Below are 26,985 nucleotides of genomic sequence, written 5' to 3'. Positions count from 1 at the left end.
AAGCGGCCCCAAAAGCTTGGGAGCGCTGCGCACTCCAGCGGGAGCAAGCTCCCTCGCCACAGGTTTTTTGGTAGGGCTATCGGAAATGCATGGCAGCCAATTCCAGGACAACCTCGCCAAACCCCGGCCGCGCCAGCACATCCGCCTGGCAGCAACGCCGCTGCAACGCTTCCAGCGCCAGCCGATCGGCATCGCTCAAACCTGAGTCGATCCGCGCCAGCAATTCCTCCAGCAACACCCCGAACGCCCGCACCTCGATCCGTTGCAGCGCGCGGGTTTCCAGGTTGTCCGTGGTCGCGTGAAACGACGCACCACCGAAGTCGCCCAGCAGGCAATCACCGTGTTCATTCCACAAAATGTTGTGGGCGTAGAGGTCGCCGTGGGTGATGCCTTGTTGGTGCAAATGTTCAGCCGCCGACGCGATGCCACGGGCGATGCGCAAGGCCACAGCACCTGTAAAGCGGGTGTCGTCGGTGTAGACGTCGCGGCTGCAGGACGCCAGGCTCGGCAACCCGGCCAGGTTGCGATAGCTCGGGTCGATCAGTTGCATCACCAGCCCGGCCTGGTCTTGCGGGTGCTCGACGATACGCCCCTCGACACGGATCAGGTTGGGGTGCAGGCCGGCGGTAATGCAGGCGTTCATTTCGTGCAGCGGCGAGCCATCACTGGTCATTTCGCCTTTATAGAGTTTTACCGCAACCTGGGTGGTCGGCTGCTGTGCACGTTCCCAAGAGGCGCGATGGATCACGCCGGAAGCGCCTTCACCGAGTTTTTGCTCAAGGTGCAGCGCTGACCAAGGGATGCTCGGTGTGGCGTCGAGGGCGGTGGCGTCGGCTTCGGTTTCCAGCGGGTTGCCGGCGTAGGCCAGCCAGGTCAGGGCTGGCAAGGTCAGCAGCCATTCGGGCAGTTCGGTAAAACGGTTGGCCGAAATACGCAGCAGTTCCAGGCGATGGCACTGCACCAGGCTCTCGGGCAGTTGCTGCAACTGGTTGCCGGACAGCATCAGTTTTTGCAGCAGCGGACGTTCGCCCAATTCAGTCGGCAGTTCGCTGATGCAGTTGTCGGTCAGGATCAGCCAGCGCAGCAGCGGCGGCAGGGCGGCGCCTGGCACATGTTCAATGCGGTTGGCCCGAAAGCCGATCATGCTCAGCGCGGCACATTGGCCCAGGCACGCCGGCAGTTCGGTGAACTGGTTATCGGAGCAGAACACAATCCGCAGACGGGTCAGGCGATGCAGGTCGTCCGGCAGGCTGCTCAAGGCATTGCCGCTGAGGTTGAGCACTTCCAGCGAGTCCGCCAGGTCGAAGATTTCCCGGGGAAACTCGGTGAGGCCGCAGGACAGATCCAGACGAGAGATGCCGGCCAGCTCGCCGGCCCGCAGTTGTGCGAGGGTATTCATGAACGGATTCGCTATTGAAGGGTGAAGAAGAACGCGGGCGACATGATAACGATATGAAGCTGTGTCGGCCCTGAAAAGATCTCGGCCTATGACTCCCGGACTTCAACCAACTGCCCCAACCGACTTCGCGTACGCGCCAGGTCAATCGCATCGCCGCGCAGACTCTCGCGCAACGATAGCCGTCCCAGCAACACCAGGTGCTTGTCCTGATCGTACAAAACGTCGATCAGGTTGATAAACCGCTGCTGCGCCGCCATCGAACAATCGCCCAGGGTCGGCAGTTCATCAATGATCCAGTGATCGAAACGCCGACACAGTTCCAGATAGTCCATTACCGCCGTCGGGTGGTCGCACAGATCGCTGAAAGTAAATTCGACGGTTCGCCCTTCGCAGTACCGCGCGGGCAGATGGCGGGTGCCGACGGGCAACGCCACGGGGGCGACGCGTTCTGGCAGCTTCAACGCCTGGCGCTGGAGCGGCGTCCCCGGCCAGACGTACCGGCCGTGGGTAAACACCTGCTGGGCGTGGGTTCGCGCCTGGCTTCTGTAGTCATGCGGGCCGCCGACCTCCATGACCTGCATGCGTGTGTTGATCAGGTCGATCACCGGTTTGAAACGCGCGTGGTAGAGCGGGTTGGGCAGCAAGCCTTCCGGTGGGTAATTGGAGGTAATCAACAGCAAAATGCCCCGGCGGAACAGCGCCTTGAACAGCCGGGCGATGAGCATCGCATCGCCGATGTCGTGGACGTGGAACTCGTCGAAACACAACACCCGACAATCCTGCAACAGCTCATCGAGGGTGGTCGCCAGGGCATCGGGTTGTTCGCGATGGCTGAACATACCCTGATGCAGTCGCGCGAAAAACTCATGAAAGTGCAGGCGCTGTTTTTGCGCGAGGGGGATGGCCTGGAAAAAACCGTCCAGCAGCCAGCTTTTGCCGCGCCCGACCGCGCCGTGCAGGTACAGACCGGGCAGGGTTTTCGCCGACGTACCGAGCAGCGTCGTCGCGTGCTGGGCCATGCAGTCGATCACTCGCTGCTGGCTGTGGCTGAGGGTGTAACCCTGGGCGAGCGCCTTGTGCTGGAAGTAATCATGGATGACCCGGTGGCTGGCCGGCAGCGCGGCGACCTTGCCGAACAAGCGGCGCAACGCGGGCCAGCGTGATGTGAGTCGCGAACGGGTGGGCGGTCGAATGGCCACGATCATGTCACTCCCGGGTTCTTCAGGCCGGCTCATCGAGCGGCGGCGGCGTAGTTTAACCAAAGGGTTAAACGACCTGCCACCCGCGTGTGCGGTTGGCATGTTTGAAGATCAAGATCAAAAGATCGCAGCCATCGGCAGCTCCAGGGGCGTGCGAAGCCATGGGTTTACTAGCGCTCAATACTCCGATTCCACCGCGCATTCCACGCCGGGCGCTGTTCGTTCACCTGGTCCCAATCCACCGCAATCGCTGTCTGCAAATACTGCTGCATCGCCTCGACCTGCCCCCGGGTCTTGTCGGTAGTCGGGGTGTTGGGGTTGGACGGGATCTGGTCGCCATCTTCCAACGCAGCGGCTTGTGCGTCCGGTGTCAGCAGGAACGCCGCGAGTTTTTGCGCCAGTTCCGGTTGGGTGTTGTTGGCGATCGCACATTCGGCGACGTTCAGCACCACGGCGCCTTCTTTGGGCCGCGCATATTCCACCGGCATGCCCTTGAGTTTCAGCGCGGTGACCTGGGTTGGCGTCAGCGGGAACAGCGCGGCTTCGTCGGTTTGCAGCATTTCCGAGATCTTCGCCGAGCTTGGGATGTATTCCAGCACGTTGCGCCCCACGGTGTTCGGCCAGGCCTTGAAGCCCGGTTCGACGTCGGTTTCGCTGCCGCCCTGAATCCGGTTGAACATCAGGAAGCCATGCAGGCCGAAGGTCGAGGAGGCCATGGACTGGAACACCACTTTGTCCTTGAAACGCGGGTCGGCCAGGTCCATCCACGAGGTCGGCGCGGCCCAGCCTTTTTCCTTGAACAGCCGGGTGTTGTAGGCCAGCCCGGTGACGCCGAGGCTGACCGCCACGGCTTGATCCTTGATCCGGCCCTTGGCCGGAATCTGCGCCAGGGTCGGGCTGTCCTGGAGTTTGTCGCACAGGCCCATGGAGATCGCGCGGTACATAATGCCGTCGTCGAGGAACATCACGTGCAGCTGCGGGTTGCCCTTGCTGGCCTGGACCTTGGCCAGGATGTCGGCGGATGTCCCCGGCACGATCACCACTTTGACGTTGTTGGCTTTCTCGAACACCGGCAGCACCTTGTCGGCGTAGAGCCGCTCCATGGTCCCGCCGTTCATGCCCAGGTAAAGCGTCGGTTCGGCGTGGGCCTGGGCGACCGTGAGCAGGGCGCCCAGGCAGGACAACCCGAGCAGTGCAGTGCGTTTGACGTTATTCATTGGCGCGACCTTCCTCTATCAAGCAACTGGGATGGAGTGAAACCGGGTGATGGAAAACGCATCCAGCGACGTTTTTGACGCGCCGCTGCAGATGATCTCGGTGAGCGCCTGGCCCACCGCCGGGCCGATCTGGAAACCGGCGCCGGCAAAGCCAAACCCGTGCAACAGACCGGGCTGGGTGCCGCTGTGCCCGATCACCGGTTGGCGATCAGGCAGATAACCTTCGGTGCCGCTCCAGGTGCGAATCGCCTGGGCACCTTCAAGAAACGGGTAGAGTTCGACCGCTTGCCGCAGGATCTCAAGCACGGCGATCTGACCCGGCCGGGGGCGGGCGTCGTCGAGGGCAAAGCCCTGGCCGCCGCCCAACACACAGTTGCCGCGTGAGACCTGGCGGGCGTAAATGCCGCCACCCTCGACCCCGGTGCTGGCGTTCATCACCAGCGGCAGCGGTTCGGTGACCAGCATCGCCGGGTGGCCGGCGTGCATCGGCACGGCTTCGCCAAACTGTTCGGCGAGTTTGCCGGCCCAGGCTCCGGCGCAATTCAGCAGCCACGGTGCGCGGAATTCGAGGCCGCTCGCGGTGCCGACGTGAAAACGCTGGCCGTCGTGTTCAACCCGGGTGACGGCGCATTGCTCATGAATCTGCGCACCATGGCGCCGCGCCGTTTGGGCAAACGCCGGGGACACCAGTCGTGGGTTGGCGTGGCCGTCATCGGGACAGAAGGACGCACCGGCTGCCACGTCGCCGACCCACGGAAACCGTGCGCGCAGCTCATCGCGTTCGAGGATCTGCAAGTCGAGACCGAACCCCTGGCTGCTGGCGGCGTAGTCCTGCAAGGCGCGCAGATCGTTGAGGCTGCGGGCCAGTTTCAGGTGACCGCTGCGCTGATATTCACCATCGATGCCGATCAACTGCGGCAGGTGTGCCCAGAGTTCGTGAGCCTGTTGCGACAGCGGCAGTTGCGACAACGGGCGACCCTGACGGCGCACGCCACCGTAGTTCACACCGCTGGAGTGGGAGCCGCAAAAGTCTCGTTCCAGCAGCGCCACGCGGTGACCGGCCTTGCTCAGAAACAGCGCGGCCGAGGCGCCGACAATCCCGCCGCCGATGATGATGGCGTCGACTTCGATCATGGCTCGACCTCCAGGCCAAACGGCAGCGGTTTGATCGGGGACTGCGCGCGCAATCGGCCGATCTGCGACACGGGACGTTGGCTTTCGCAGGCAATGATTTCCGCCGCTGCGGCCCCGCACATCCGGCCCTGGCAACGCCCCATGCCGACCCGGCAATGGGCCTTGACCCGGTTGATCTCCCAGTGGCCTTCGCGCACAACCTGGCGGATATCACCGGCGCGGACTTCTTCGCAGCGGCAGACGATCAGGTGGTCGGCGGTGCTGGCGGCCCAGTCTTCGGGGAAGGCGAAGGCTTGCTCCAGTCCTTTGCGGAACGTTCCGATCGTTTGCAGTGATTGTTCAAGGGCCGCGGGGCGCTCGGTCGGGATCAGGAAACCGCTGTCTGCAAGCAGGGCCAACGCGGCGCGTTCACCGGCCATTTCCGCCGCATCGGCGCCCATGATCCCGGCGCCGTCACCGGCCAGGTACACCTCGGCGACACTGCTGCGACCGGCGCTGTCCCGTCGGGGCAGCCAGGCGCGGTTGAGGGGGTTCCAGGCGAACTCACAGCCGAGCAGATCGGCGAGTTGGGTTTCGCTGCGCAGGCCATGGGCGAAGGCGACAGCGTCGCAGTCGATTTGCTGTGAGCCTTTTTTATTGCGCCAATTCAGCGACTGCACCCGTTGTTCGCCGTTGACCTGAACCAGGCTGGCGCCTTGATGCACCGGGATGCCGTGGGCGGTCAGCCAGCTGCGGTAATAGATGCCTTTGGCCAGGGTCGCCGGTTGTGTCAGCAGGCCGGGCAGGGCGCGGACCTGGGCGCCGAAGGGTGAACTGTCGAGCACCGCCAGCACTTTCGCGCCGGCCTTGGCGTACTGGTAGGCGACGAGGTACAGCAACGGTCCGCTGCCAGCGAACACCACTCGCTCACCGATGGCGCAGCCCTGAAACTTCAGCGCAATCTGCGCCGCGCCGAGGCTATAAACCCCCGGCAAGGTCCAGCCCGGCACCGGCAGAATCCGGTCGGTGGCGCCGGTGGCGACGATCACCCGGGAGAACGCCAGGCGCGTGGCGCGGCCATCCTGCAACGTGTCGAGAGCACCGGCCTCGGCGTTCCACACCAGGGTTTCCGGGCGGTAGTCGAGTTGCTCGCGCAGGACGTCGAGGGTTTGATGGATCGCCTTGGCTTTGTGCGCTTCGAAGCCGTAGAGCTTGGCTGCCGAGCGCGTGAAGTTTGCCGGTTGCCGCCGATAAATCTGCCCGCCGCCGCGCGCGGCTTCGTCCAGCAGGATCGGACGCACGCCATGGGCGACCAGGGTTTGTGCGGCACGGATACCCGCGGGACCGGCGCCGACGATGATCACGGGATTCATACCAAACGCCCCGGCTCACGGTTGATCTGTTGCCCGGCTTCGAGCAGCGTCGAGCAGGCCCGCACCCGGCGGCCATCGCCCAGGCGCACCCAGCAATCCTGACACGCGCCCATCAGGCAGAACCCGGCGCGGGGCTCGGCGCTGAAGTCGCTGCCGCGCAGGTGGTCGCTGCAGGTCAGCACGGCGGTCAGCACGGTGTCGCCGAGCAGGGCGGTGGACGGTTGGCCGTCGAGGACGAAGTCCAGGGCCGGGCGGTCGCCTTCGGCCAGTCGTTTCAGCAGAGCCATGGCGCCCTCATTGTTTGCCCACCAGGACCCGATCCAGGCCATAGACCCGGTCGAGCAGAATCATCGTCAACGCCGTCAAACCAATCACCAGTGCCGACACCGCCGCCATCATTGGATCGATGGACTCAGTGGCGTACACATACATGCGCACCGGCAACGTTTGCGTGGCCGGCGAGGTGACAAAAATCGACAACGTCACCTCATCGAAACTGTTGATAAACGCCAGCAACCAACCCCCGGCCACACCGGGCAGAATCATTGGCAACGTGATTTGCCTGAACAGCGTGAACCGCCCGGCGCCCAAGGATTGCGCGGCGTGTTCGGCGCTGCGGTCCAGGCCAATCGCCGACGCCAGCACCAGCCGCAGCACATACGGCGTGATCACCAGCACATGGGCAAAGATCAGCCAGCCGAAGCTTCCATTCACGCCCATCAGCGCAAACAGGCGCAGCAGTGCGACGCCCAGAACCAAGTGCGGAATGATGATCGGCGACAGGAACAAACCGTTGAAAAAGCCCCGCCCAGGAAACTCATAGCGAGTGATGGCCAACGCCGCCGGCACCGCAATCAACGTCGCCAGCGTCGCGGCGCAGAACGCCAGGATCAGGCTGTTGTAGAACGCATCGACGAAATCGGCGCGCTCGAATACGGCGCGAAACCAGCGCAACGAGAAGTTCGTAGTGGGCAGGCTCAGGGTGTTTTCCGGGGTGAACGCCACCAGGCACACCACCACCAGCGGCGCGAGCATGAACAGCACCACCAGGGCATGAAACAGCAGGGCGAAAGGACCGTTTTTGGACATGTCGAGTTATCCCAATGACTTCTTGTAGCGGCCTTCGATCATCCGGTTCCACGACAGCATGATCAGCAGGTTGAGCAGCAACAGGGCCACAGCAATCGCCGCGCCCATCGGCCAGTTCAGTTCCGACAGGTACTGGTCGTAGATCAGCGTCGCGACCATCTTCAGGCGTCGGCCGCCGAGCAAACCGGGAATGGCGAAGGAGCTGGCGGCGAGGCCGAACACAATCAAGGTGCCGGACAATACGCCGGGCATGATTTGCGGCAGCACCACTTTGCGCATGACGGTGAGGTGGCTGGCACCGAGGGACAGCGCGGCTTGCTCGGCGGCCGGGTCGAGTTTCTGCAGCGAGGTCCAGACCGGAATGATCATGAACGGCAGCATCACATGGACCAGCGCAATCACCACCGCAAACGGCGTGTACAGCAGCTTCATCGGCGAGCCGCCGAAGGCTTGCAAGGTCTGATTGACCAGGCCGTCGGCACCGAGCAACAGGCTCCAGCCAAAGGCGCGCACCACCACCGAAATCAGCAGCGGGGTGAGGATCAGAATCAGGAAAATCGAACGCCACGGCGCGCCCATGCGGCTGAGGATGTACGCCTCGGGCACGCCGATTAGCACACAGAGCAGCGTGGTCAGGCCGCTGATCCAGAAGGTGCGCAGGAAGATCTCGTAGAAGTACGGATCCCCCAGCAGGCTGCTGTAGTGGTCGAGGGTGTAGGCGTTGCCGTTGATGCCGGAGTTGTAGTCGAAGACGTTGAACGACAACACCAATGTCAGCAGCAACGGGATGACCAGCAGGCACACGTACAAGGCCAGGGCCGGTGCCGACAATAGATAGCCTTGGCGTCCCTGGCGGGCGGCGGCGAGCAGACTCATGCCGGCACCTCGTCGACACTCAACACCCGCAACAGCGCCGCGTCCCAGTCCAGGCCCACCGCCGTGCCTTCGGCCAACGGTGCCGAGCCGTCGTTGCGACGCACTACGCTGAGTTCGCCCAGGGGCGTGGACACGCCGTACAGCCATTGGCTGCCGAGGAAGAAGCGGCTGACGATCTGACCTTGCAAACGGCCGTGATCTTTATCCCGCAGATCGATTTTTTCCGGGCGCAGGCTCAGGGTCAGATCACCGCCGCTGCGCACTTGAACAATGCCGGCGCCATCACGCTCGCCGGGCAGTAGATTGGCCTTGCCGACAAACCCGGAAATGAACTCGGTGCGCGGATGTTCATAAAGGGTGTACGGCGCGTCGATCTGGGTGATTCGCCCGGCCTGCATCACCACCACGCGGTCGCTGATGGACAGCGCTTCGGACTGGTCGTGGGTGACCATCAGCGTGGTAATGCCGACTTCGCGCTGGATGCGGCGGATCTCGAATTGCATCTCTTCGCGCAGGTTGGCGTCGAGGTTGGACAGTGGTTCGTCGAGCAGCAAAACCGGCGGTTCAATCACCAACGCCCGGGCCAACGCGACACGCTGACGCTGACCGCCGGACAGTTCCCGTGGATAACGTTCGGCGTGTTGGTCGAGGCGCACCAGTTTCAACACCCGAGCCACCCGTTGCTGCAACTCGGCGTTCGGCACTTTGCGCATCCGCAGGCCAAAGGCGACGTTGTCCTGCACGCTCATGTGCGGAAACAAAGCGTAACTCTGGAACACCACGCCCAGACCACGGCTGGCGGGTTTGGCGTGGGTGATGTCGCGACCGTCGAGCACGATGCGTCCGCTGCTGACGTCGACGAAGCCGGCGATCATTTGCAGGGTGGTGGTTTTGCCGCAGCCGGAAGGGCCGAGCAGGGACACGAACTCGCCTTTTTCCACCGAGAGGTTGGTAGCGACGACGGCATCGATTTCGCCGTAGCGTTTACCGAGGTTTTCAAGTTGCACGAAGGCCATAGCTGCGCTCCACCTGAGATTGTTATGCGCGGCCTTGAGGTCGCGCTTTTTTGTATGGGCAGATACGAAAGGATGATGCGGGGTGCGTTGGCGCTCGACTTGGGTCGGCTGCCGCTGTTGTTCGAATCGCCCCTGTATGGACGCAGAGTAGGACGAAGAATAGGATGCGCTCAATGGCCTATTTCACTGAAGCGATGACTATTTTCAGTTTCATTCGGTGAGTAAATTTATTGAAGAGAAAATCCATGCCTGATTCCACTGAGCGGAACGAAACAAAAAATGAAGTCGGTGTCGGCGCCGTCTCACGCCTGTTTGCGGTGCTGCGTAGCCTCGGCGATACGGTGGAGGGCGGTGAGCGCGTGACGCAACTGGCCCAGCGCATCGGTTTGTCGCAACCGACGACGCATCGTTTGCTGCGCAGCCTGATGGACGAGGGCATGGTCGAGCAGGATGCGCGCACTAAACGCTATCGCCTGAGCCTGGATTTCTTCGCCCTGGCGGCCCGTGCCGGCAACACCGGCAACCTGCGGGAACTGGCGCGCCCGGCGTTGCTGCGGCTGTCGGCGTCGTTGGGGGATTCGTTGTTTCTGCTGGCGCGCAGTGGTTTTGACGCAATCTGCCTGGACCGCAGTGAGGGGCCGTTTCCGATTCGCACCTTTACCGGCGACATCGGCGGGCGTGTGGCGTTGGGTGTGGGGCAGGGGAGTCTGGCGATCCTGGCGTTTCTGCCGGAAGAAGAGCGGGATACGGTGATTCACTACAACCTGCCACGGCTCAAGGACTTCCATTTGTATGACGAAGTGTTCCTGCGCTCGGAGGTCGAGAACGTGCGGGCGCTGGGGTATGCCGGGCGTAACACGGGGGTGTTGCAGGGCATGGCCGGGGTGGCGGTGCCGATTCTGGATCGTGACGGGCGGGCGGTGGCGGCGTTGAGTGTGGCGACGGTTAGTGATCGACTGGGGCCGGATCGGTTGCCGACGGTGGTGGAGATGTTGAAGCGTGAGGCGGCGCTGATCGGGCCAAGGATTAATCCGTTTGATCCGTTGTTGCGCAGGCCCTCGCAAGTGTTTGGGCAGGCCTGATGATCGTTCCCACGCTCCGCGTGGGAATGCCTCAAGGGACGCTCCGCGTTCCAGCGCCGGGAAGGGACGCGGAGCGTCCCGGGCTGCATTCCCACGCGGAGCGTGGGAACGATCGGGGTCAGAAGTTCACGGTTTGCTTGAGCATCCGCGCCGCCGCTGTGTCGCTCGGGCTGACCATTGCGTAGTTGTACCCGGCGCCTGACCAGTACTCGGCCTGCAACTCGCCATCGCTGCGACTGCCTCGCGGCAGCAGGTAGTTTTTCGGGCCTGGCGGACGGACGTAGAAGCTGATCTTGTGCCCGACCGCATCCTCATAAACCACCATCGCCGCCGGCCCTTGCTCGGTGCTGAGCAAGCGTCCGCTGACCGGTTTGAAACCAGCCCCCGCCAGGTCCGGCAAGCGGTTAGCCTGGGTGAAGTAACGGTCGAGCCAGCGCTGCATGTCGCCGTCATCACTGACCTTGTAGTCCGCCGGCAACATGCCTTGCTGGGCAAACAAGCGGTAGGCCTGCATCGCATCGGCCATCGGCGCCTGGGTGCTGAGCAGGGTCATTTCCCGCGCCTGCCAGCCACTGATGCCGCCGACGCTGACCGCGATCAACAATACGGCAGCGCTGGCCAGATGGCGCCGGGATTGGCGTTTGAGGCCCTGGCGAATCACCACGGGATCGAGGTCCGGATTGGCCGGTTGCTGCAACGCGCCGCTTAACGCCGCGCGCAGTTGTTGAGCGTCTTGCTGCCAGGCCCGCACTTGTTCGGAAACTTCTGCATTGCTGGCCAGAAAAGTCTCCACCAGACGTCGGTCGGCCTCGTTGAGTTGGTGATCGACGTAGGCGTGCAGGTCACGCTCGCTTGGGGGCATGCTGATCATTTGAGTCTCCGCAGGGAAGGGCGGCTGATTTCGCCATCGCTGAGTTCGCGCAAGGCCTGGCGGGCGCGGGACAGGCGGGACATCACGGTGCCAGTCGGGACGCCGAGAATCTCGGCGACCTCTTTATACGTCAGGCCTTCCACCGACACCCACAGCAGCAGGGCGCGCTGTTCGGTGTTGAGCTGGTCGAAGGCTTGCAGGGTGGTTTGGGCGATCACGGTGCGCTCGGCCGAGGGCTGGGCATCGTCACGTCCGGTAAAGAATTCGAGCATCCGCGCATAACGCCGGGAGCGCCGGTGCGCGTCGAGAAACTGCCGATAGAGGATCGAAAACAGCCAGGCCCGCAGATCGCCGTCGGGGCGTTTGTCGCTCCAACTCGACAGCGCCCGCTCGAGGCTGGCCTGGACCAGATCGTCGGCGCTGCTGGGGTTGCGCGTGAGTGACACCGCGAACCTGCGCAATCTGGGAATGATTTCTCTCAGTTGTTCGTCGATATCGTTCATGAAGTTCCGACTAGTCACTACGCTTTGGACTAGGAAGACGCCCGACACTGAAGGTTATTCCACGCCCGAAAAAATAAATACCGGCCGATGGAATAAACCTGCGCGGGGTGCGTCTGCTTGGTTCTTCTCACTTGTGGCCGATGGCCCTGGAGTCTTTCATGGTAGATCGCTCAACACCGCCCAACCGGCCGCCGCTGAGTACCGCCAGCCTGACCGCGCGCCTGGCCGGTATCGCCGTCATCGTTGCGGCCGTGGCCGGGGCTTTTGCCTACGTCAACGGCACCTTCGACCCACAACGCCTGACGCCGAAAAAACTGATCAACGTGCTGGAAACCAACAACGGCGTGCACCCGGGGTTCCGGCGTAATCACTCCAAAGGCGTGTGCGTGATCGGCCACTTCGAGAGCAGCGGCGAGGCCCGCAGCTATTCCACTGCCCAGGTGTTCAATGACGCGCGGACCCCGGTGGTCGGACGTTTCGCCCTGCCGGCCGGTAATCCTTATGCGCCGGACTCCGCCGTTCCGATCCGCAGCCTGGCGCTACGTTTCACCCAGGCCAACGGCCAACAGTGGCGCACCGGGATGAACAGCATGCCGGTGTTCCCGGTGGGCACGCCCGAGGCGTTCTATCAGTTGCAGCAGGCGCAATCGCCGGATCCGGCCACGGGCAAGCCCAATCCTGCGGCGGTGCCGGCATTCTTCGGCGCGCACCCGGAAGCCGGGCCGTTCCTGGCCTGGATCAAGACCGCCAAGCCTTCGGCCAGTTACGTGACGGAAACCTACAACAGCATCAACGCGTTTTACCTGGTGAATGCGTCCGGGCAGAAGCAGGCAGTGCGCTGGAGCATGGTCCCGGTGGCCCAGGACGCGGCGGGTGCCACGGCGCCTGAAGGTGCCGATTTCCTGGAGAAAGACCTGGTGCAGAAAATTGCCGCAGGACCACTGCGCTTCAAGTTGAACATCACCCTGGCCAACCCCGGTGATCCGGTGAATGACGCCAGCAAGACCTGGCCCGAGGGCCGCAAAGTGATCAACGCCGGGACCCTGGTGCTCGACGCGACCCAGCCGCAACTCAACGACGAGTGCCGCGACATCAACTACGACCCGCTGGTGTTGCCGGCCGGGATCGAAGGTTCCGACGACCCGTTGCTCGCCGCGCGCTCCGCCGGATACGCCAGTTCCTACCTGCGTCGCACCAGCGAAGTGAATCAGTTGCCCGCCGCCAAACAGGAGGCTCAACAATGAGCGCCCAACCCAAGCATTTCGTCCCGCTGGCGCGCCTGCTGCACTGGCTGATGGCATTGATGGTCATCGCGATGCTGTTTATCGGCGCGGGCATGGTGGCCTCGGTGTCCGAGCGTCATGAATGGCTGATCCACCTGCACAAACCCTTGGGCATTGCGATTCTGCTGCTGGTGATCGTGCGCCTGGCCGTGCGCTTTTCCACCCAACAGCCACCGCTGCCGGCGGACCTGCCGGGTTGGCAGGTGCTGGCGGCCAAGGCGTCCCATGTCTTGCTGTACGCCTTGATGCTGATTTTGCCGCTGCTGGGCTGGGCGATGATTTCGGCGGCGGGGGACCCGGTGATGCTCGGCACTTCACTGCAATTGCCGTCGATTGTGCCGGCGAATGCTCAGGTGTTTGCGGTGCTGCGCAAGGCCCATGGGTATCTGGCATATCTGCTGTTTTTGACGGTACTGCTGCATCTGGCGGCGGCGTTGTTTCATGGCTGGGTGCGCCGCGATGATGTGTTGGACAGCATGTTGCGGGGTAAGGATCGCGGTTGATCTGAACACCACTGAACTCATGTGGCGAAGGAGCTTGCTGTGGCTAGGGGCTTGCCTGTGGCTAGGGAGCTTGCCTGTGGCGAGGGGGCTTGCCTGTGGCGAGGGGGCTTGCCCGTGGCGAGGGGGCTTGCCCCCGTTGGGCTGCGCAGCAGCCCCAAAACCATTCAACGCGGTGTCACAGAGGCACCGCGTTGACCAGGTTTACGACTGCTGCGCAGCCGAACGGGGGCAAGCCCCCTCGCCACAGGAGACGGGTGCTTTCGGGGCCAGTGTCAGCCACCAATAACCCAGCGCCACGGCATTGATTCCGGCACCCAAACAGCACACACCCATCCATCCGCACCACGCATACATCGCCGTCGAGCCAATCGAGCCCAACGCGCTGCCGATCGAATAAAACAGCATGTACCCGGCCGTCAGTCGACTTTGCGCTTCGGGGCGCACGCTGTAGATCATGCTCTGGCTGGTGACGTGCACCGCTTGCAAGCCCAGATCCAGAGTAATCACCCCAAGTAGGAGCGCCCACAATGAGGATTGGGTGAAGGCGATCGGCAGCCACGACGCGAGCATCAGCAACAGCGAAAGGCCGCTGGTCCATTGCCCCAAGCCACGATCAGCCAGATGACCCGCGCGAGCCGCCGCGAGTGCACCCGCCGCGCCGGCCAGTCCGAATAATCCGATTTGTGTGTGGGACAACGACAACGGCGGGGCGCTGAGCGGCAACACCATCGGCGTCCACAACACCATGGCGCTGGCGAAGGTCAGCAGGGCGAGGATCGCCCGTTGACGCAGCACCGGTTCTTCCTTGAACAAAGTGAAGACCGAGCCGATCAGCGCGCTGTAAGACTGGCTGGTTTGTGCGTTTTCCTGTTTGGGCAGGACGCGAAACAACAGCAGCGCCATCAACAAGGTTAACCCCGCCGACAGCAGATAAATCGAGCGCCAGCCGGCCAGATCGGCCATGCCGCCCGCCACGGTGCGCGCGAGCAAAATGCCGACAACGATGCCGCTAGTGACCACGCCCACCACGCGACCGCGCTGGGCGGGAATCGCCAGGGTTGCTGCGTACGCCACCAACACCTGCGTCACTACCGCGAGCAAACCGGTCAACGCCATGCCGATCAGCAACCAGGTGCTGTTCTGCGCCAGCACGATCATCAGCAACGCCAGCGCCGACAACAGTGTTTGCGTGACGATCAGACGCCGCCGATTGAGCAGATCCCCCAGCGGTACCAGCAGCAACAGGCCCACGCCGTAACCGACTTGAGTCAGGGTGACGACGATGCCGACGGTTGCCGGGTTCATGGAGAAAGCCTCGGCCATGGCATCGAGCAGCGGTTGGGCGTAATACACGTTGCCGACGGCCAGGCCGCAAGCGACAGCGAACAGCAGCACCACGCCGCTGTTCAAGGGTTGGTTAGGCTTCATGCCAGACTCCTGATATGGTTTCAAAATGAAACCACTTGTACGGTAGAGAGGCTGGTTTTATATTGCAACCACATTTGTTGGCAGCGAGCGCAATCATGGTCAAACGTACAAGCATGGAAGGCGCCGAATGTCCGGTCGCCCGCTCACTGGATGCCATCGGCGATTGGTGGTCGTTGCTGATCGTGCGCGATGCGTTTGACGGCATTCGCCGGTTTGGCGAGTTCCAGCGCAATCTGGGCATGGCCAAGAACATCCTCTCGGCGCGCCTGCGCACGTTGGTGGCCCACGGGATTTTTGATTTGGTGCCGGCGTCGGATGGCAGCGCGTATCAGGAATACGTGCTGACGCAGAAGGGCAAAGGCCTGTTTCCGTTGATCATCGGTTTGCGGCAATGGGGCGAGGCGTTTTTCTTTGAGGCGGGGGAGGCGCATTCACGGGTGGTGGATCGTGAACAGGGGCGGCCGGTGCGGCCATTGGAATTGCGCGCCGAGGACGGGCGATTGCTCGGGCCGGAGGATTGTGTGCGGGTGGCGGCCGAATAAAGATCGCGCCTTCGCATGAGCTGCCGAAGGCTGCGATCTTTTGGTCTTAGCGCAGGGTATCAACCATCTCCGCAATGGTCGTCAAAACGTCTTTACCCAACTGCTTGGAGCGCTTGCCTGACCAACCCGTCAGCGCATTCGGCGCATCGTTGTTGTCCTTGAACGGCATTTCCAGGGTCAGCGCCAGGCAGTCAAACTTCTGGCCAACGCTGTTGCAGGCCAACGTCATGTTGGCTTTGCCCGGCAAGTCGCGGGTGTAGCCATGCTTGGTCTGGAAGTCTTTGGTCAGGTGTTTCAAGTGATCGCGGAAGTCGGTTTCGAGCTTCTCGAGTCGCGGCGTATAGCCTGGGTTGCCTTCGCAACCGGCGGTGAACACGTAGGGGATTTCTTCGTCGCCGTGAATGTCGAGGAACAAATCGACGCCGTACTTTTCCATCTGCTGCTGTACGAAAAAGACTTCCGGGCTGATTTCCGGGCTGGCGCTCTGCCAGGCACGATTGAGGTCTTGGCCCATGGCGTTGGTGCGCAAGTGACCGTGGAAGGCGCCGTCCGGATTCATGTTCGGCACCAGGTACAGGTCGGCGCTGGCCAGGAGTTTATTCAGTACAGGGTCGTCGTGTTTTTCCAGGCGCTCGATCACGCCTTCCATGAACCACTCGGCCATGTGCTCGCCCGGATGCTGTTGCGCGATGATCCAGACTTTGCGCTGACCTTCGGCCCCGGTGCCTTTGCGCAGCAGTTGAATGTCGCGACCCTCGGCGCTTTTACCGGTGGACAGCAACTCGGTGCCGGCCTTGGTCAGCGCCTGCTCGATCAGCCAGTCATGGCGACCGCGGCTATAAGGTTCGAAGTAGGCAAACCAGGCGTGGGTGGCGGTGGCTTCGAGGCTGAAGCGCAGGCAGTCGCCTTCGAAAATGGTCGGCACCCGGAACCAGTTGACGTGGTCGTAGGACGCCACGGCTTGATAACCGTCCCAGGCTTTGTGGTACGAGGATTTGCTGGCGTTGTTCAGGCGAAACCAATGCTCTTGACCGACATGCAGACCGCTGGCCTTGAAGTGGAACCACTGGAAATGCTGGCTGCGGGTGTCTGGTTTGATCGCCAGCAAGGCTTGCAACGGATTGCTGATGTCCAGCACTTCAATGTTGCCGCTGTCGAAATTGGCACTGATGTCGAAAGAGGATTTAGCCACGGTCATAGTCGGTTCCTGATTATGATTTTATGGCTGCTACTTTACACGCAAGGCGGGGATGAATCGGGGGAAATTACGGGGTGAAGCGGGGGGCGTCCTCCTTGACGCGGAAGCAGCTTAGAGACTGTGTGATTGATTCTCAAGTGCTAATTTGGATTAGTTTGGCCCAATGTAGCCGGGCTTCTCTTGCCAGCAGATATTCTTTTGATATCATGCCGCCCATCGAATTAGCAGCACCTACAGTCTTCATTAGCCTGAAGCCAAAGCCAGAATAACTGGCAAAAAAAAAGACCCGGCAAAAAGCCGGGTCAAAAACCGTGATTAGCCTGATGAGGAGATAGTCCAGGAGACCGACCTAAGGTCCTCTGGTCCATCGACTGATCTCGCGACCAGCTGCGTGCAATAATAATCATTCTCGTTTGCAAGTCAAATGATTTTATTTGCACGATAGGAAAATTCTTTCCTGTCCTCCTCGAAAACACGTTCGTTTCATTCGTTCTGATCGCCATCCAGGGATCGATCGACCATCGCCTGCGCCATATCAATCATGTGCACCACCGAAAACGCCAGCGCCCGTTTTGCGCCTTGCTGGTTGTCGGCGGCTTCCTGGGCGGTAGCGGCGGCACAGCGCAGCAGGTCGGAGGCATGAACCAACGCTTCTTCACTGCTGATGTTGCGGTTGACGTCGAAAAAGCGCGCCGGGATTTCCACTTCTGAAACAGTTGGTTTCAAGTAATAGTCCAGCGCCCGCTGCGCGGCGGCACAGCCTTTTGGCGAGGTGAAGGTGGTGTCGAACTGCATGTCTGGCACGTCGTGGCTGGGGTTGGTCATGGTACTGGGTGAACTCCGTGTGAGTGATTCAGATCCGTGAACACATCCTAGTACTAACTGTATTTGTGACCAGAATTTAAATACTACAATTTGTGTTTTGATGGCCGGAGGCGTCCACGTATCGTGCCGCACATGGATAAATGGATTGAATTGGTCAAGGCCAAAATGAGTGAGCTCAGCGTCACTCAAGACGAACTCGCAGATCGCCTCGGGATGTCCCAGGGCGGCGTCGGCCACTGGCTGAACAAACGCCGCGATCCTGGCATCGTCAACATGAACCGCGTGTTGAAGGCGCTGGGCATGGACTTGGCGCTGGTGATCCGCGAACGGCTCATTCTGGAAGAGGAGGACATGCCGCTTGCGCTCAAGTACAACCCCTACTTCCGCTACCCGGTCAGTGACTGGAAGGAACCGGCGCAGCTGCGCGACGGTGAGCTGACGGTGTATCGCAAGGACGAACGCTACGAGCTGACCGACTATCACGCCCAAGGCCCGGCCTTCTGGCTGAGCGTGGTGGGCGACGCGATGACCGCCCCCTCCGGCATCAGCATTGCCGAGGGCATGATGATCCTGGTGGACCCGGCCATCGTGCCGGAACCCGGAAAACTGGTGATCGCCCAGTGGCCGGACAGCGCCGAGGCGACCTTTCGCAAGCTGATCGAAGAGGGCGGGCAGCGTTACCTGGTCCCGCTCAATCCGACCTATCCGAAGGCCCTGTTCACCGACGAGTGCCGAATTATCGGCGTAGTGGTTCAGGCATCCGCCAAATTCTAATCAGATCGGTCCTCGCAACGCGTAGGACCGATCGTCATTTCACGCTTCTTCTAACTCCACCAACGCACTGCCTTCGCTGACCATCTCGCCTTCCTGGCAATACAGCGCCTTGATCACCCCGGCATGGGGCGCACGAATGCTGTGTTCCATCTTCATCGCTTCCAGCACCACCAGTTGCGCCCCGGCTTCGACCGTCTGCCCGGCCTCCACCAATACGCGCACGATGCTGCCATTCATGGGCGCAGTCAGGCCGCCCTGGTGGCTGTGACTGGATTCGACGGCGGCAATCGGGTCGTAAGTCTCGACCCGACGCAATTCTCCTTCCCACTGCAGATACAAAACGTCGCCACGGCGGATCGCCCGATGCTGGCGGCGCACGCCGTTGTGCTCGGTCAGCAGGTGTTCACCTTTGAGTTGCGCAGTGCTCACATCGCCCAGGGTCAAGGCGCGATCCTGGCTTTCGCAACTCAAATGCAGGGTGATTTCTTTCGGCAGCCCGGCACGCAAGCCACTGTTGATCGCCCACGGCGAACTCGGGTCATCGGCCCGCAACACCGACGGTTGGCCCTGCGCAAACGCTTGGGCCGCCGCTTGCCAGAACTCATCACTGAGGTCGGCAGGCGCTGGCAGCAGTTGCTCCTGATAACGGGGAATGAACCCGGTATCCAGCTCCGCCGCCGCAAACGCCGGATGGCCGACGATACGCCGCAGAAAGTTGATGTTGGTCTTGAGCCCGCCGATGGCGAACTCATCGAGCATGCTCAACAACCGCAAACGTGCCTGTTCACGGTCCTCGCCCCAGGCAATCAGCTTGCCGAGCATCGGGTCATAGAACGGCGAGATCTCATCACCTTCCTCGACACCGCTGTCCACCCGGCGCCCCGGCCCTTCGACCGATTCGCGGTACAAATCCAGCCGCCCGGTCGCCGGCAGAAAATCATTGCCGGGGTCTTCGGCATACAGCCGCACTTCAATCGCATGGCCAATCAGCGGCACCTGATCCTGGGTCATCGGCAACGCCTCACCGCGCGCCACACGAATCTGCCAGGCCACCAGGTCCAGGCCGGTTATGGCTTCGGTGACCGGGTGTTCAACTTGCAGGCGCGTGTTCATCTCCATAAAGAAGAACTCGCCGCGCGAATCCAGCAGAAACTCCACGGTACCGGCACCGACATAGCCAATCGCCTGGGCCGAACGCACCGCCGCTTCGCCCATGGCGCGCCGCAGTTCCGCGCTCAGGCCTGGGGCCGGCGCTTCTTCGACGACTTTCTGGTGCCGGCGCTGGATTGAGCAATCCCGTTCATTCAAATACAGGCAGTTGCCGTGCTGATCGGCAAACACCTGGATTTCCACGTGGCGCGGCTTGAGCAGGTACTTTTCCACCAGCATCCGCGAATCGCCGAACGACGACTGCGCTTCACGCTGGGCCGAGGCCAGGGCTTCGGCCAGTTGGCTGACGTCCTCGACCACTTTCATGCCTTTACCGCCGCCACCGGCCGTGGCTTTGAGCAACACCGGATAACCGATGCGTTCGCAGGCGTCGCGGAAAGTGTCGAGGTCCTGGGCTTCGCCGTGATAACCCGGCACCAGCGGCACGCCGGCGGTTTCCATCAAGGCTTTGGCTGCGGATTTGCTGCCCATGGCGTCGATGGCCGAGGCGGGCGGGCCAAGAAAGATCAGGCCGGCGGCTTCGATGGCGCGGGCGAACCCGGCGTTTTCCGAGAGGAAACCGTAGCCCGGATGGATCGCCTGGGCACCACTGGCCTGGGCGGCGGCGATGATTTTGTCGATTTTCAGGTAGCTGTCGGCGGCTTTGCTGCCGCCCAAATCCACGCGTATATCCGCTTCGCGGCTGTGGCGGGCGTCACGGTCGGTGGCGCTGTGCACGGCGACGGTGGTCAGGCCCAGGGCCTTGGCGGTGCGCATCACGCGGCAGGCAATCTCGCCGCGGTTGGCCACCAGCAGGGTGGTGAGGACAGGTGCGCTCATCAACGGGGCTCCTTGGTGGTTTCGGCTTGCCAGTTCGGCGGACGTTTTTGCAGAAAGGCGCGCAGGCCTTCCTGGCCTTCAGGGCTGACCCGAATCCGCGCGATGGCGTTTTCGGTGTAGCGCCGCAGCGCCGGGGTCAGCGCGCCGTGGCCGACTTCGCGCAGCAAGTCCTTGCTGACGCGCATCGCCGCCGGGCTGTTGAGCAGCAGGTTGTCGATCCACTGTTCGACCTTCTGCTCCAGCTCGGCCACCGGATAACTCTCCGACAACAAGCCGATTTCCCGCGCCCGTTGCCCGCCGAATCGCTCAGCGGTCAGGGCATAACGCCGCGCCGCGCGTTCGCCGATGGCTTGCACCACGAACGGACTGATCACCGCGGGCGCCAGGCCGATGCGCACTTCCGACAGGCAGAATTGCGCGTCATCGGCACCGATGGCCATGTCGCAGCAACTGATCAGGCCCAGTGCGCCGCCATAGGCCGCGCCTTGCACCACGGCCAGGGTCGGGATTTTCAGCTTGGCCAGGTTGTACATCAACTCCGCCAGTTCCCGGGCGTCGTCGAGGTTGGTGTGGTAATCGAGTTCGGCCGATTGCTGCATCCAGGCCAGGTCGGCGCCAGCGCTGAAATGCTTGCCGCGGCCACGCACCAGCAGGAATCGCAGGCTGGCATCGCCCGCGACTTTGTCCAGGGCGAGGATCAATTCGCGGATCATTTGGGCGTTGAACGCGTTGTTCTTGGCTTCGCGGCTGAGCCACAGGGTCGCGAAACCCCGTGGGTCGGTCAGCAGTTCGAGGGTGTTGAAGTCGGTCATGATGTTCTCCCGATCACATCCGGAACACGCCGAAGCGGCTCGGTTCGATTGGCGCGTTCAGCGACGCGGACAAGGCCAGCGCCAGTACATCTCGGGTCTGTGCCGGGTCGATGACGCCGTCGTCCCACAGCCGTGCGCTGGAGTAGTAGGGGTGACCCTGCTCTTCGTATTGGTCGAGGATCGGTTGCTTGATCTCGGCTTCCTGCTCGGCGCTGAAAGCCTGGCCGCTGCGTTCGGCCTGCTCGCGCTTGACCTGCACCAGCACGCCAGCCGCCTGTTCGGCGCCCATCACGCCGATCCGCGCATTCGGCCACATCCACAGGAAGCGCGGATCGTAGGCCCGCCCGCACATGCCGTAGTTACCGGCGCCGAAGCTGCCGCCGATGATCACGGTGAATTTCGGCACCTTGGCGCACGCCACGGCGGTCACCAGTTTCGCGCCGTGCTTGGCGATGCCGCCGGCCTCGTATTTCTGGCCGACCATGAACCCTGTGATGTTCTGCAGGAACAGCAACGGAATGCCGCGCTGGCAGGCCAGTTCGATAAAGTGCGCGCCTTTCTGCGCGGCTTCGGCGAACAGGATGCCGTTGTTGGCGAGGATCGCGATCGGGTAGCCGTGCAGGTGAGCAAAGCCGCAGACCAATGTGGTCCCGAACAACGCTTTGAATTCATCGAACACCGAACCGTCGACCAGACGCGCAATCACTTCGCGCACGTCGAACGGCTGCTTGGCGTCCGCCGAAACCACGCCATACAACTCATCGCTGCCGTACAGCGGCGCGATCGGCGCACGTTGTTGCAACTCGCCGAGCTTGCGCCAGTTGAGGTTGGCGATGCTGCGTCGGGCAATGGCCAAGGCGTGTTCATCGCTCTCGGCGTAATGGTCGGCCACCCCGGACACCTTGCAGTGCACATCGGCCCCCCCCAGGTCTTCGGCGCTGACCACTTCGCCGGTCGCGGCTTTCACCAGCGGCGGGCCGGCGAGGAAAATCGTCGCCTGGTTGCGCACCATGATCGCTTCGTCAGCCATCGCCGGCACATACGCGCCGCCAGCGGTGCATGACCCCATGACCACGGCAATCTGCGGAATGCCCATGGCGCTCATGTTCGCCTGGTTGAAGAAGATCCGCCCGAAGTGCTCGCGGTCCGGGAACACTTCATCCTGACGCGGCAGGTTGGCGCCACCGGAGTCCACCAGATAGATGCACGGCAAGCGGTTTTGCTGGGCGATGGTCTGGGCGCGCAGGTGTTTTTTCACGGTCAGCGGGTAATACGAGCCGCCTTTCACCGTGGCGTCGTTGGCAACGATCATGCATTCGACGCCTTCGACCCGGCCGATCCCGGCAATCACGCCCGCCGCCGGCACGTCTTCGCCGTACACGCCGTAGGCCGCGAGTTGGCTGATTTCCAGGAACGGCGAGCCCGGATCGAGCAGGCGGTTGATCCGCTCACGGGGCAGCAATTTGCCTCGCGAGGTGTGGCGTTCTTGCGCCTTCGGGCCGCCACCTTGCTGCACTTGGGCGAGCAGGGTGTGCAGGGCGTCGACTTGAGTGAGCATCGCCGCGCTGTTGGCGGCGAACTCCGCCGAACGGGGGTTGAGCTGGGTATGCAGGATCATGGGGCTACTCCGTAGCAGCTTCGAGTTGCAAGCTACAAGCTACAAGTTGAAGCAAGAGTGCGGTTCTCTTGCAGCTTGAAACTTGCCGCTTGCCGCTAACGAAATTTATTTCGTTTCGTTGAACAGTTCGCGACCGATCAGCATGCGACGGATCTCACTGGTGCCGGCGCCGATTTCGTACAGCTTGGCGTCACGCAGCAGACGACCCGCCGGGAATTCATTGATGTAGCCGTTGCCGCCGAGAATCTGGATCGCGTCGAGGGCCATTTGCGTGGCGCGTTCGGCGCTGTAGAGGATCACGCCCGCGGCGTCCTTGCGCGTGGTTTCGCCGCGCTCGCAGGCCTGGGCCACCGCGTAGAGGTAAGCGCGGCTGGCGTTGAGTTGGGTGTACATGTCGGCGACTTTGCCCTGGATCAGCTGGAACTCGCCGATGCTTTGGCCAAACTGCTTGCGGTCGTGGATGTACGGCACGATCAGGTCCATGCACGACTGCATGATCCCGGTCGGGCCGCCGGAGAGCACGACGCGCTCGTAGTCGAGGCCGCTCATCAACACTTTCACGCCGCCGTTGAGCACGCCGAGGATGTTTTCTTCCGGCACTTCGACGTCGTCGAAGAACAGCTCGCAAGTGTTGGAGCCGCGCATGCCGAGCTTGTCGAACTTGTTGCTGCGGCTGAAGCCTTTTGAATCACGTTCAACGATGAAAGCGGTGATGCCGTGGGGGCCTTTTTCCAGGTCGGTCTTGGCGTAGATCACGTAGGTGTTGGCGTCGGGGCCGTTGGTGATCCAGGTTTTGCTGCCGTTGAGCACGTACTTGTCGCCGCGTTTGTCGGCGCGCAGTTTCATCGAAACCACGTCGGAACCGGCATTCGGTTCGCTCATGGCCAGGGCGCCGATGTGCTCGCCGCTGATCAGTTTGGGCAGGTATTTGGTTTTCTGTTCGTGGTTGCCGTTGCGGTTGATCTGGTTCACACAGAGGTTGGAATGGGCGCCGTAGGACAACGCCACCGACGCCGAGCCACGGCTGATTTCTTCCATGATCACTACGTGGGCCAGGTAACCCAGGCCAGCGCCGCCGTACTCTTCCGGCACGGTGACGCCGAGCAGGCCCATGTCACCGAATTTGCGCCACAGGTCCGCAGGGAACAGGTTGTCGATGTCGATCTGGGCCGCGCGCGGGGCGATCTCCTTGGCGACGAAGGACTGAACCTGATCGCGCAGCATGTCGATGGTTTCACCGAGGGCAAAGTTCAGGGATGGGTAGCTCATGGGTCACCTTTTGGCTTTTTTGTAGGGTGGGGAGGGCAGTGATTCAGCTCTCACCTTTACGTTAACGTAAGCCTGTGACGAATGGCTGTCAATCACCCTTTACGTTAACGTCAACTTGAGCGACTCTGTAGGCGCAAAGCTTGCTCGCGAAGAACGATAACGCGGTCCTACAGTGACTCCGCAGTGCTCCTATCGCAGGCAAGCCATGCTCCTACAATAAAGACAATAGGGGTCGTCATGGATCAACCCAGTGCAAACCCGCAGCGCAGCTACACCCGTGGTTCCCAGGACAAAGCCTTGCTGGCGATGACCATCGGTGAAAAGTTCGATCACACGGTCGCGCAATACCCGGACGGGGAGGCGCTGGTCGTGCGTCATCAACAGCTGCGCTACACCTGGCAGCAACTGGCCGAAACCGTGGACCTGCACGCCCGGGCACTGCTGGCGCTGGGTTTGCAGACCGGCGACCGCCTCGGCATTTGGGCGCCGAATTGCGCGCAGTGGTGCATCAGCCAGTTCGCCAGCGCGAAGATCGGCGTGATCCTGGTCAACATCAACCCGGCCTATCGCAGTTCCGAACTTGAATACGTACTGAAGCAGTCCGGTTGCCAATGGCTGGTCTGCGCCGGGGCCTTCAAGACCTCCGACTATCACGGGATGCTGCAAGGCCTTGCGCCAGAGCTGGCAGAGCAATCCATCGGTCAACTTCACAGTGAACGATTGCCGGACCTGCGCGGCGTCATCAGCCTGGACGCCCAGCCACCTTCGGGTTTCCTGCCGTGGTCGCAACTCGCCGATCTGGCGGCCAGCGTCTCGGCCGAGCAGCTGCACGAACGCCAACGCAGCCTGCATTTCGACCAACCGGTGAATATCCAGTACACCTCCGGCACCACCGGTTTCCCCAAAGGCGCGACCCTCAGCCACTACAACATCCTCAACAACGGTTACATGGTCGGCGAAAGCCTGGGTCTGAGCGCCGATGATCGGCTGGTGATCCCGGTGCCGCTGTATCACTGCTTCGGCATGGTCATGGGCAACCTCGGCTGCATCACCCACGGCAGCACGATGATTTACCCCAACGACGCCTTCGATCCATTGCTGACCCTGACCACCGTCGCCGAAGAGAAGGCCACCGCGCTTTACGGTGTGCCGACCATGTTCATCGCCATGCTCGATCATCCGCAACGCGCGCAATTCGATCTGTCGACCTTGCGCACCGGGATCATGGCCGGGGCGACGTGCCCGATCGAAGTGATGCGCCGGGTCATCAATGAAATGCACATGAGCGAAGTGCAAATCGCCTACGGCATGACGGAAACCAGCCCCGTGTCTTTGCAGACCGGTCCGTCAGACGAACTGGAACTGCGCGTCACCACCGTCGGCCGCACCCAGCCGCAACTGGAAAGCAAAATCATCGACGAGGCCGGCAACCTGGTGCCGCGCGGCACGATTGGCGAGCTGTGCATCCGGGGCTACAGCGTGATGCTCGGTTACTGGAACAACCCGCAGGGCACAGCAGAAGCCATCGATCAGGCCGGCTGGATGCACACCGGCGACCTGGCGAGCATGAATGACGAAGGCTACGTGTGCATCGCCGGGCGCAACAAGGACATGATCATCCGTGGCGGCGAAAACGTTTACCCGCGAGAGCTGGAGGAGTTCTTCTTTACCCACCCGGCGGTGGCGGATGTGCAAGTGATCGGCATTCCCTGCTCGCGTTACGGCGAAGAGATCGTCGCCTGGATCAAGTTTCATCCGGGCCACAGCGCCACCGAAGACGAGCTGAAAACCTGGTGCAAGTCGCGCATTGCGCACTTCAAGACGCCGCGGTATTTCAAGTTTGTGGAAGAGTTTCCGATGACGGTGACGGGCAAGATCCAGAAGTTTCGGATGCGCGAGATCAGTATCGAAGAGCTACGCGAAACCAACGGCTAAACACCAACCCTGTAGGAGCAAGGCTTGCCCGCGAAGGCGTCGTACCATTCAACATTGATGTTGACTGACATGACGCCTTCGCGGGCAAGCCTCGCTCCTACAAGGAATATCAGAGCCGTGCACCAAGCCCAATCCCGCCAGGCCGCAGGCGAGAAAAGCCTCGGAATCATTGACCTGAATCCCGCTTTTCAAACGGATAAGCACCGTTTCGCCATCGATGCAAAATTGCCAGTCCATGATCTTTCGCGTGGGCCCGGAAAAGTAATTCACCGCTAGATGCCGGTTCAGGTCCGACAGCTGGGTGGGCATGCCTTCCCGGGCCAGGTAGGCCGGGGATGCGCAGGTCAACATCGGCACGGCACCGATACGCCGGGCAATGCTGCTCGAATCCGACAGCTCGCCCAGGCGCACCACGCAATCGATGCCTTCATTGATCATGTCCACCGCCTGATCCCCGCAGCCCACCACCAGCTCTATATCCGGGTAACGCGCGCGAAAGGCCGGCAGGGCGGGGATGATCACTTCCTTGGCCAGTGTTACCGGCAGGTCCAGGCGCAGTTTGCCTTTCGGGCTCTCGGCGTCGTGGGAAAACGTGGCCAGGGTCGAGGCGACGTCGCCGAGGATTTTCGAACACTGTTCATAGAAGCGCTCGCCTTCGGCGGTCATGCTGATTTTGCGCGTGGTGCGGTTAAGCAGGCGCACTTCGAGGGTCTTTTCCAGATGCTGGATGGCTTTGGTAATGGCTGGGCGATGCAGTTGCAAGGCGTCGGCGGCATTCTTGAAACTGCCGGTGTCGACTACCTGGGTGTAGATCTGCATGGCCTGGAACATGTCCATAAGCGTCGGTCTTCCCGGAAAAAGACCAGAGAATAACGGCAAACCGGGGGCAGCAGGAATGTAGGCGGGGGGTAAGCGCCAGAAAGCACAAAGGGGAGCCGAAGCTCCTAATGCCAGTCAGTTAAGCTGACTGGCATTTTTCTTTCTGATCGGATACTTCGGTGATTTAAGCCGGATGGCCCGAGGATAAATACGCTCCTCTCGCCGATGCGGCAGGACATAGTGCGGGGCTGA

25 protein-coding genes are annotated in these 26,985 nt (G+C 61.9%); 6 read left to right on the top strand and 19 right to left on the bottom strand.

Annotated elements, in window-relative coordinates:
* Positions 1–76: 76 nt before the first annotated feature.
* The 9 genes from FQ192_RS31470 to FQ192_RS31430 form a co-directional block, all read right to left on the bottom strand.
* The gene (locus FQ192_RS31470; protein WP_149661959.1) at positions 77–1,399 is read right to left on the bottom strand and encodes a leucine-rich repeat-containing protein kinase family protein; all 1,323 of its coding nucleotides are present in this window, start codon (positions 1,397–1,399) and stop codon (positions 77–79) included.
* A gap of 86 nt (positions 1,400–1,485) precedes the next feature.
* A complete protein-coding gene (gene zapE / locus FQ192_RS31465) occupies positions 1,486–2,598 on the bottom strand; it encodes a cell division protein ZapE (protein WP_149661987.1) in 1,113 nt (370 codons plus the stop codon).
* Positions 2,599–2,768: 170 nt separating this feature from the next.
* The gene (locus FQ192_RS31460) at positions 2,769–3,815 is read right to left on the bottom strand and encodes an ABC transporter substrate-binding protein (protein WP_149661958.1); all 1,047 of its coding nucleotides are present in this window, start codon (positions 3,813–3,815) and stop codon (positions 2,769–2,771) included.
* An 18-nt stretch (positions 3,816–3,833) separates the two neighbouring features.
* A complete protein-coding gene (locus FQ192_RS31455; RefSeq protein WP_149661957.1) occupies positions 3,834–4,949 on the bottom strand; it encodes an FAD-binding oxidoreductase in 1,116 nt (371 codons plus the stop codon).
* On the bottom strand, positions 4,946–6,301 hold the full coding sequence (locus FQ192_RS31450; RefSeq protein ID WP_149661956.1) for an NAD(P)/FAD-dependent oxidoreductase: 1,356 nt from the start codon (positions 6,299–6,301) through the stop codon (positions 4,946–4,948). The genes FQ192_RS31455 and FQ192_RS31450 overlap by 4 nt, the downstream gene beginning before the upstream one ends.
* Complete coding sequence (locus FQ192_RS31445; RefSeq protein WP_149661955.1) at positions 6,298–6,588, bottom strand: (2Fe-2S)-binding protein; 291 nt, start codon at positions 6,586–6,588, stop codon at positions 6,298–6,300. The genes FQ192_RS31450 and FQ192_RS31445 overlap by 4 nt, the downstream gene beginning before the upstream one ends.
* 7 nt (positions 6,589–6,595) lie before the next feature.
* Positions 6,596–7,390, bottom strand: coding sequence for an ABC transporter permease (locus tag FQ192_RS31440; RefSeq protein ID WP_133838737.1), 795 nt, complete (start codon positions 7,388–7,390; stop codon positions 6,596–6,598).
* A gap of 6 nt (positions 7,391–7,396) precedes the next feature.
* Entirely contained in the window at positions 7,397–8,266 is an 870-nt protein-coding gene (locus FQ192_RS31435) for an ABC transporter permease (protein WP_149661954.1), read from the bottom strand.
* Positions 8,263–9,282: an ABC transporter ATP-binding protein gene (locus FQ192_RS31430; RefSeq protein WP_149661953.1), complete on the bottom strand. Its 1,020-nt coding sequence runs from the start codon at positions 9,280–9,282 to the stop codon at positions 8,263–8,265. Before FQ192_RS31430 ends, FQ192_RS31435 begins: the two co-directional genes overlap by 4 nt.
* A gap of 245 nt (positions 9,283–9,527) precedes the next feature.
* On the opposite strand from FQ192_RS31430, the gene FQ192_RS31425 reads away from it, so the two are divergent.
* On the top strand, positions 9,528–10,364 hold the full coding sequence (locus FQ192_RS31425) for an IclR family transcriptional regulator (RefSeq protein ID WP_149661952.1): 837 nt from the start codon (positions 9,528–9,530) through the stop codon (positions 10,362–10,364).
* Positions 10,365–10,482: 118 nt separating this feature from the next.
* Here FQ192_RS31425 and FQ192_RS31415 read toward each other — a convergent pair whose 3' ends face one another.
* Both FQ192_RS31415 and FQ192_RS31410 read right to left on the bottom strand, forming a co-directional pair.
* Complete coding sequence (locus FQ192_RS31415) at positions 10,483–11,235, bottom strand: anti-sigma factor (protein WP_149661950.1); 753 nt, start codon at positions 11,233–11,235, stop codon at positions 10,483–10,485.
* Positions 11,232–11,738 carry a sigma-70 family RNA polymerase sigma factor gene (locus FQ192_RS31410; RefSeq protein ID WP_123410032.1) on the bottom strand — a complete coding sequence of 169 codons (507 nt, stop codon included), beginning with the start codon at positions 11,736–11,738 and terminating at the stop codon, positions 11,232–11,234. The genes FQ192_RS31415 and FQ192_RS31410 overlap by 4 nt, the downstream gene beginning before the upstream one ends.
* Positions 11,739–11,896: 158 nt before the next feature.
* On the opposite strand from FQ192_RS31410, the gene FQ192_RS31405 reads away from it, so the two are divergent.
* Together FQ192_RS31405 and FQ192_RS31400 are read left to right on the top strand one after the other, a co-directional pair.
* Positions 11,897–12,982, top strand: a complete 1,086-nt coding sequence (locus FQ192_RS31405; RefSeq protein ID WP_149661949.1) for a catalase family peroxidase — start codon at positions 11,897–11,899, stop codon at positions 12,980–12,982.
* A complete protein-coding gene (locus FQ192_RS31400) occupies positions 12,979–13,524 on the top strand; it encodes a cytochrome b (RefSeq protein WP_149661948.1) in 546 nt (181 codons plus the stop codon). The genes FQ192_RS31405 and FQ192_RS31400 overlap by 4 nt, the downstream gene beginning before the upstream one ends.
* A gap of 201 nt (positions 13,525–13,725) precedes the next feature.
* Here FQ192_RS31400 and FQ192_RS31390 read toward each other — a convergent pair whose 3' ends face one another.
* On the bottom strand, positions 13,726–14,952 hold the full coding sequence (locus tag FQ192_RS31390; protein WP_149661947.1) for an MFS transporter: 1,227 nt from the start codon (positions 14,950–14,952) through the stop codon (positions 13,726–13,728).
* 95 nt (positions 14,953–15,047) lie between these two features.
* On the opposite strand from FQ192_RS31390, the gene FQ192_RS31385 reads away from it, so the two are divergent.
* Positions 15,048–15,494 carry a helix-turn-helix domain-containing protein gene (locus FQ192_RS31385; RefSeq protein WP_149661946.1) on the top strand — a complete coding sequence of 149 codons (447 nt, stop codon included), beginning with the start codon at positions 15,048–15,050 and terminating at the stop codon, positions 15,492–15,494.
* Between the two features lie 46 nt (positions 15,495–15,540).
* Here the strand turns inward: FQ192_RS31385 and FQ192_RS31380 are convergent, their stop codons facing one another.
* Positions 15,541–16,692 (bottom strand): carboxypeptidase family protein, encoded by a 1,152-nt coding sequence (locus tag FQ192_RS31380; protein ID WP_149661945.1) that lies wholly within the window; start codon positions 16,690–16,692, stop codon positions 15,541–15,543.
* Between the two features lie 483 nt (positions 16,693–17,175).
* Positions 17,176–17,517 (bottom strand): DUF6124 family protein, encoded by a 342-nt coding sequence (locus FQ192_RS31375; RefSeq protein WP_149661944.1) that lies wholly within the window; start codon positions 17,515–17,517, stop codon positions 17,176–17,178.
* 132 nt (positions 17,518–17,649) lie between these two features.
* Here FQ192_RS31375 and FQ192_RS31370 point away from each other — a divergent pair, with 132 nt between their 5' ends.
* Positions 17,650–18,291 carry a LexA family transcriptional regulator gene (locus tag FQ192_RS31370; protein WP_149661943.1) on the top strand — a complete coding sequence of 214 codons (642 nt, stop codon included), beginning with the start codon at positions 17,650–17,652 and terminating at the stop codon, positions 18,289–18,291.
* A 39-nt stretch (positions 18,292–18,330) separates the two neighbouring features.
* On the opposite strand, the gene FQ192_RS31365 is transcribed toward FQ192_RS31370, so the two are convergent.
* The 4 genes from FQ192_RS31365 to FQ192_RS31350 all read right to left on the bottom strand — a co-directional run bounded on the left by FQ192_RS31365 (position 18,331) and on the right by FQ192_RS31350 (position 23,979).
* Positions 18,331–20,280: an acetyl/propionyl/methylcrotonyl-CoA carboxylase subunit alpha gene (locus tag FQ192_RS31365; protein WP_149661942.1), complete on the bottom strand. Its 1,950-nt coding sequence runs from the start codon at positions 20,278–20,280 to the stop codon at positions 18,331–18,333.
* Positions 20,280–21,092 carry a gamma-carboxygeranoyl-CoA hydratase gene (locus tag FQ192_RS31360; protein WP_149661941.1) on the bottom strand — a complete coding sequence of 271 codons (813 nt, stop codon included), beginning with the start codon at positions 21,090–21,092 and terminating at the stop codon, positions 20,280–20,282. Before FQ192_RS31360 ends, FQ192_RS31365 begins: the two co-directional genes overlap by 1 nt.
* 13 nt (positions 21,093–21,105) lie before the next feature.
* Positions 21,106–22,710 carry a carboxyl transferase domain-containing protein gene (locus tag FQ192_RS31355; RefSeq protein ID WP_149661940.1) on the bottom strand — a complete coding sequence of 535 codons (1,605 nt, stop codon included), beginning with the start codon at positions 22,708–22,710 and terminating at the stop codon, positions 21,106–21,108.
* A 105-nt stretch (positions 22,711–22,815) separates the two neighbouring features.
* Entirely contained in the window at positions 22,816–23,979 is a 1,164-nt protein-coding gene (locus FQ192_RS31350) for an isovaleryl-CoA dehydrogenase (RefSeq protein WP_123508887.1), read from the bottom strand.
* A 237-nt stretch (positions 23,980–24,216) separates the two neighbouring features.
* On the opposite strand from FQ192_RS31350, the gene FQ192_RS31345 reads away from it, so the two are divergent.
* The gene (locus tag FQ192_RS31345; protein WP_149661939.1) at positions 24,217–25,914 is read left to right on the top strand and encodes an AMP-binding protein; all 1,698 of its coding nucleotides are present in this window, start codon (positions 24,217–24,219) and stop codon (positions 25,912–25,914) included.
* Positions 25,915–25,962: 48 nt separating this feature from the next.
* Here the strand turns inward: FQ192_RS31345 and FQ192_RS31340 are convergent, their stop codons facing one another.
* Positions 25,963–26,751 (bottom strand): LysR family transcriptional regulator, encoded by a 789-nt coding sequence (locus FQ192_RS31340; protein ID WP_218585811.1) that lies wholly within the window; start codon positions 26,749–26,751, stop codon positions 25,963–25,965.
* Positions 26,752–26,985: the final 234 nt, after the last annotated feature.

This window comes from Pseudomonas sp. ANT_J12, from assembly GCF_008370045.1.
Lineage (GTDB): Bacteria > Pseudomonadota > Gammaproteobacteria > Pseudomonadales > Pseudomonadaceae > Aquipseudomonas.
The sequence above is the reverse complement of the archived record's forward strand: the minus strand, read 5'-3'. Positions and strand labels throughout refer to the sequence as shown.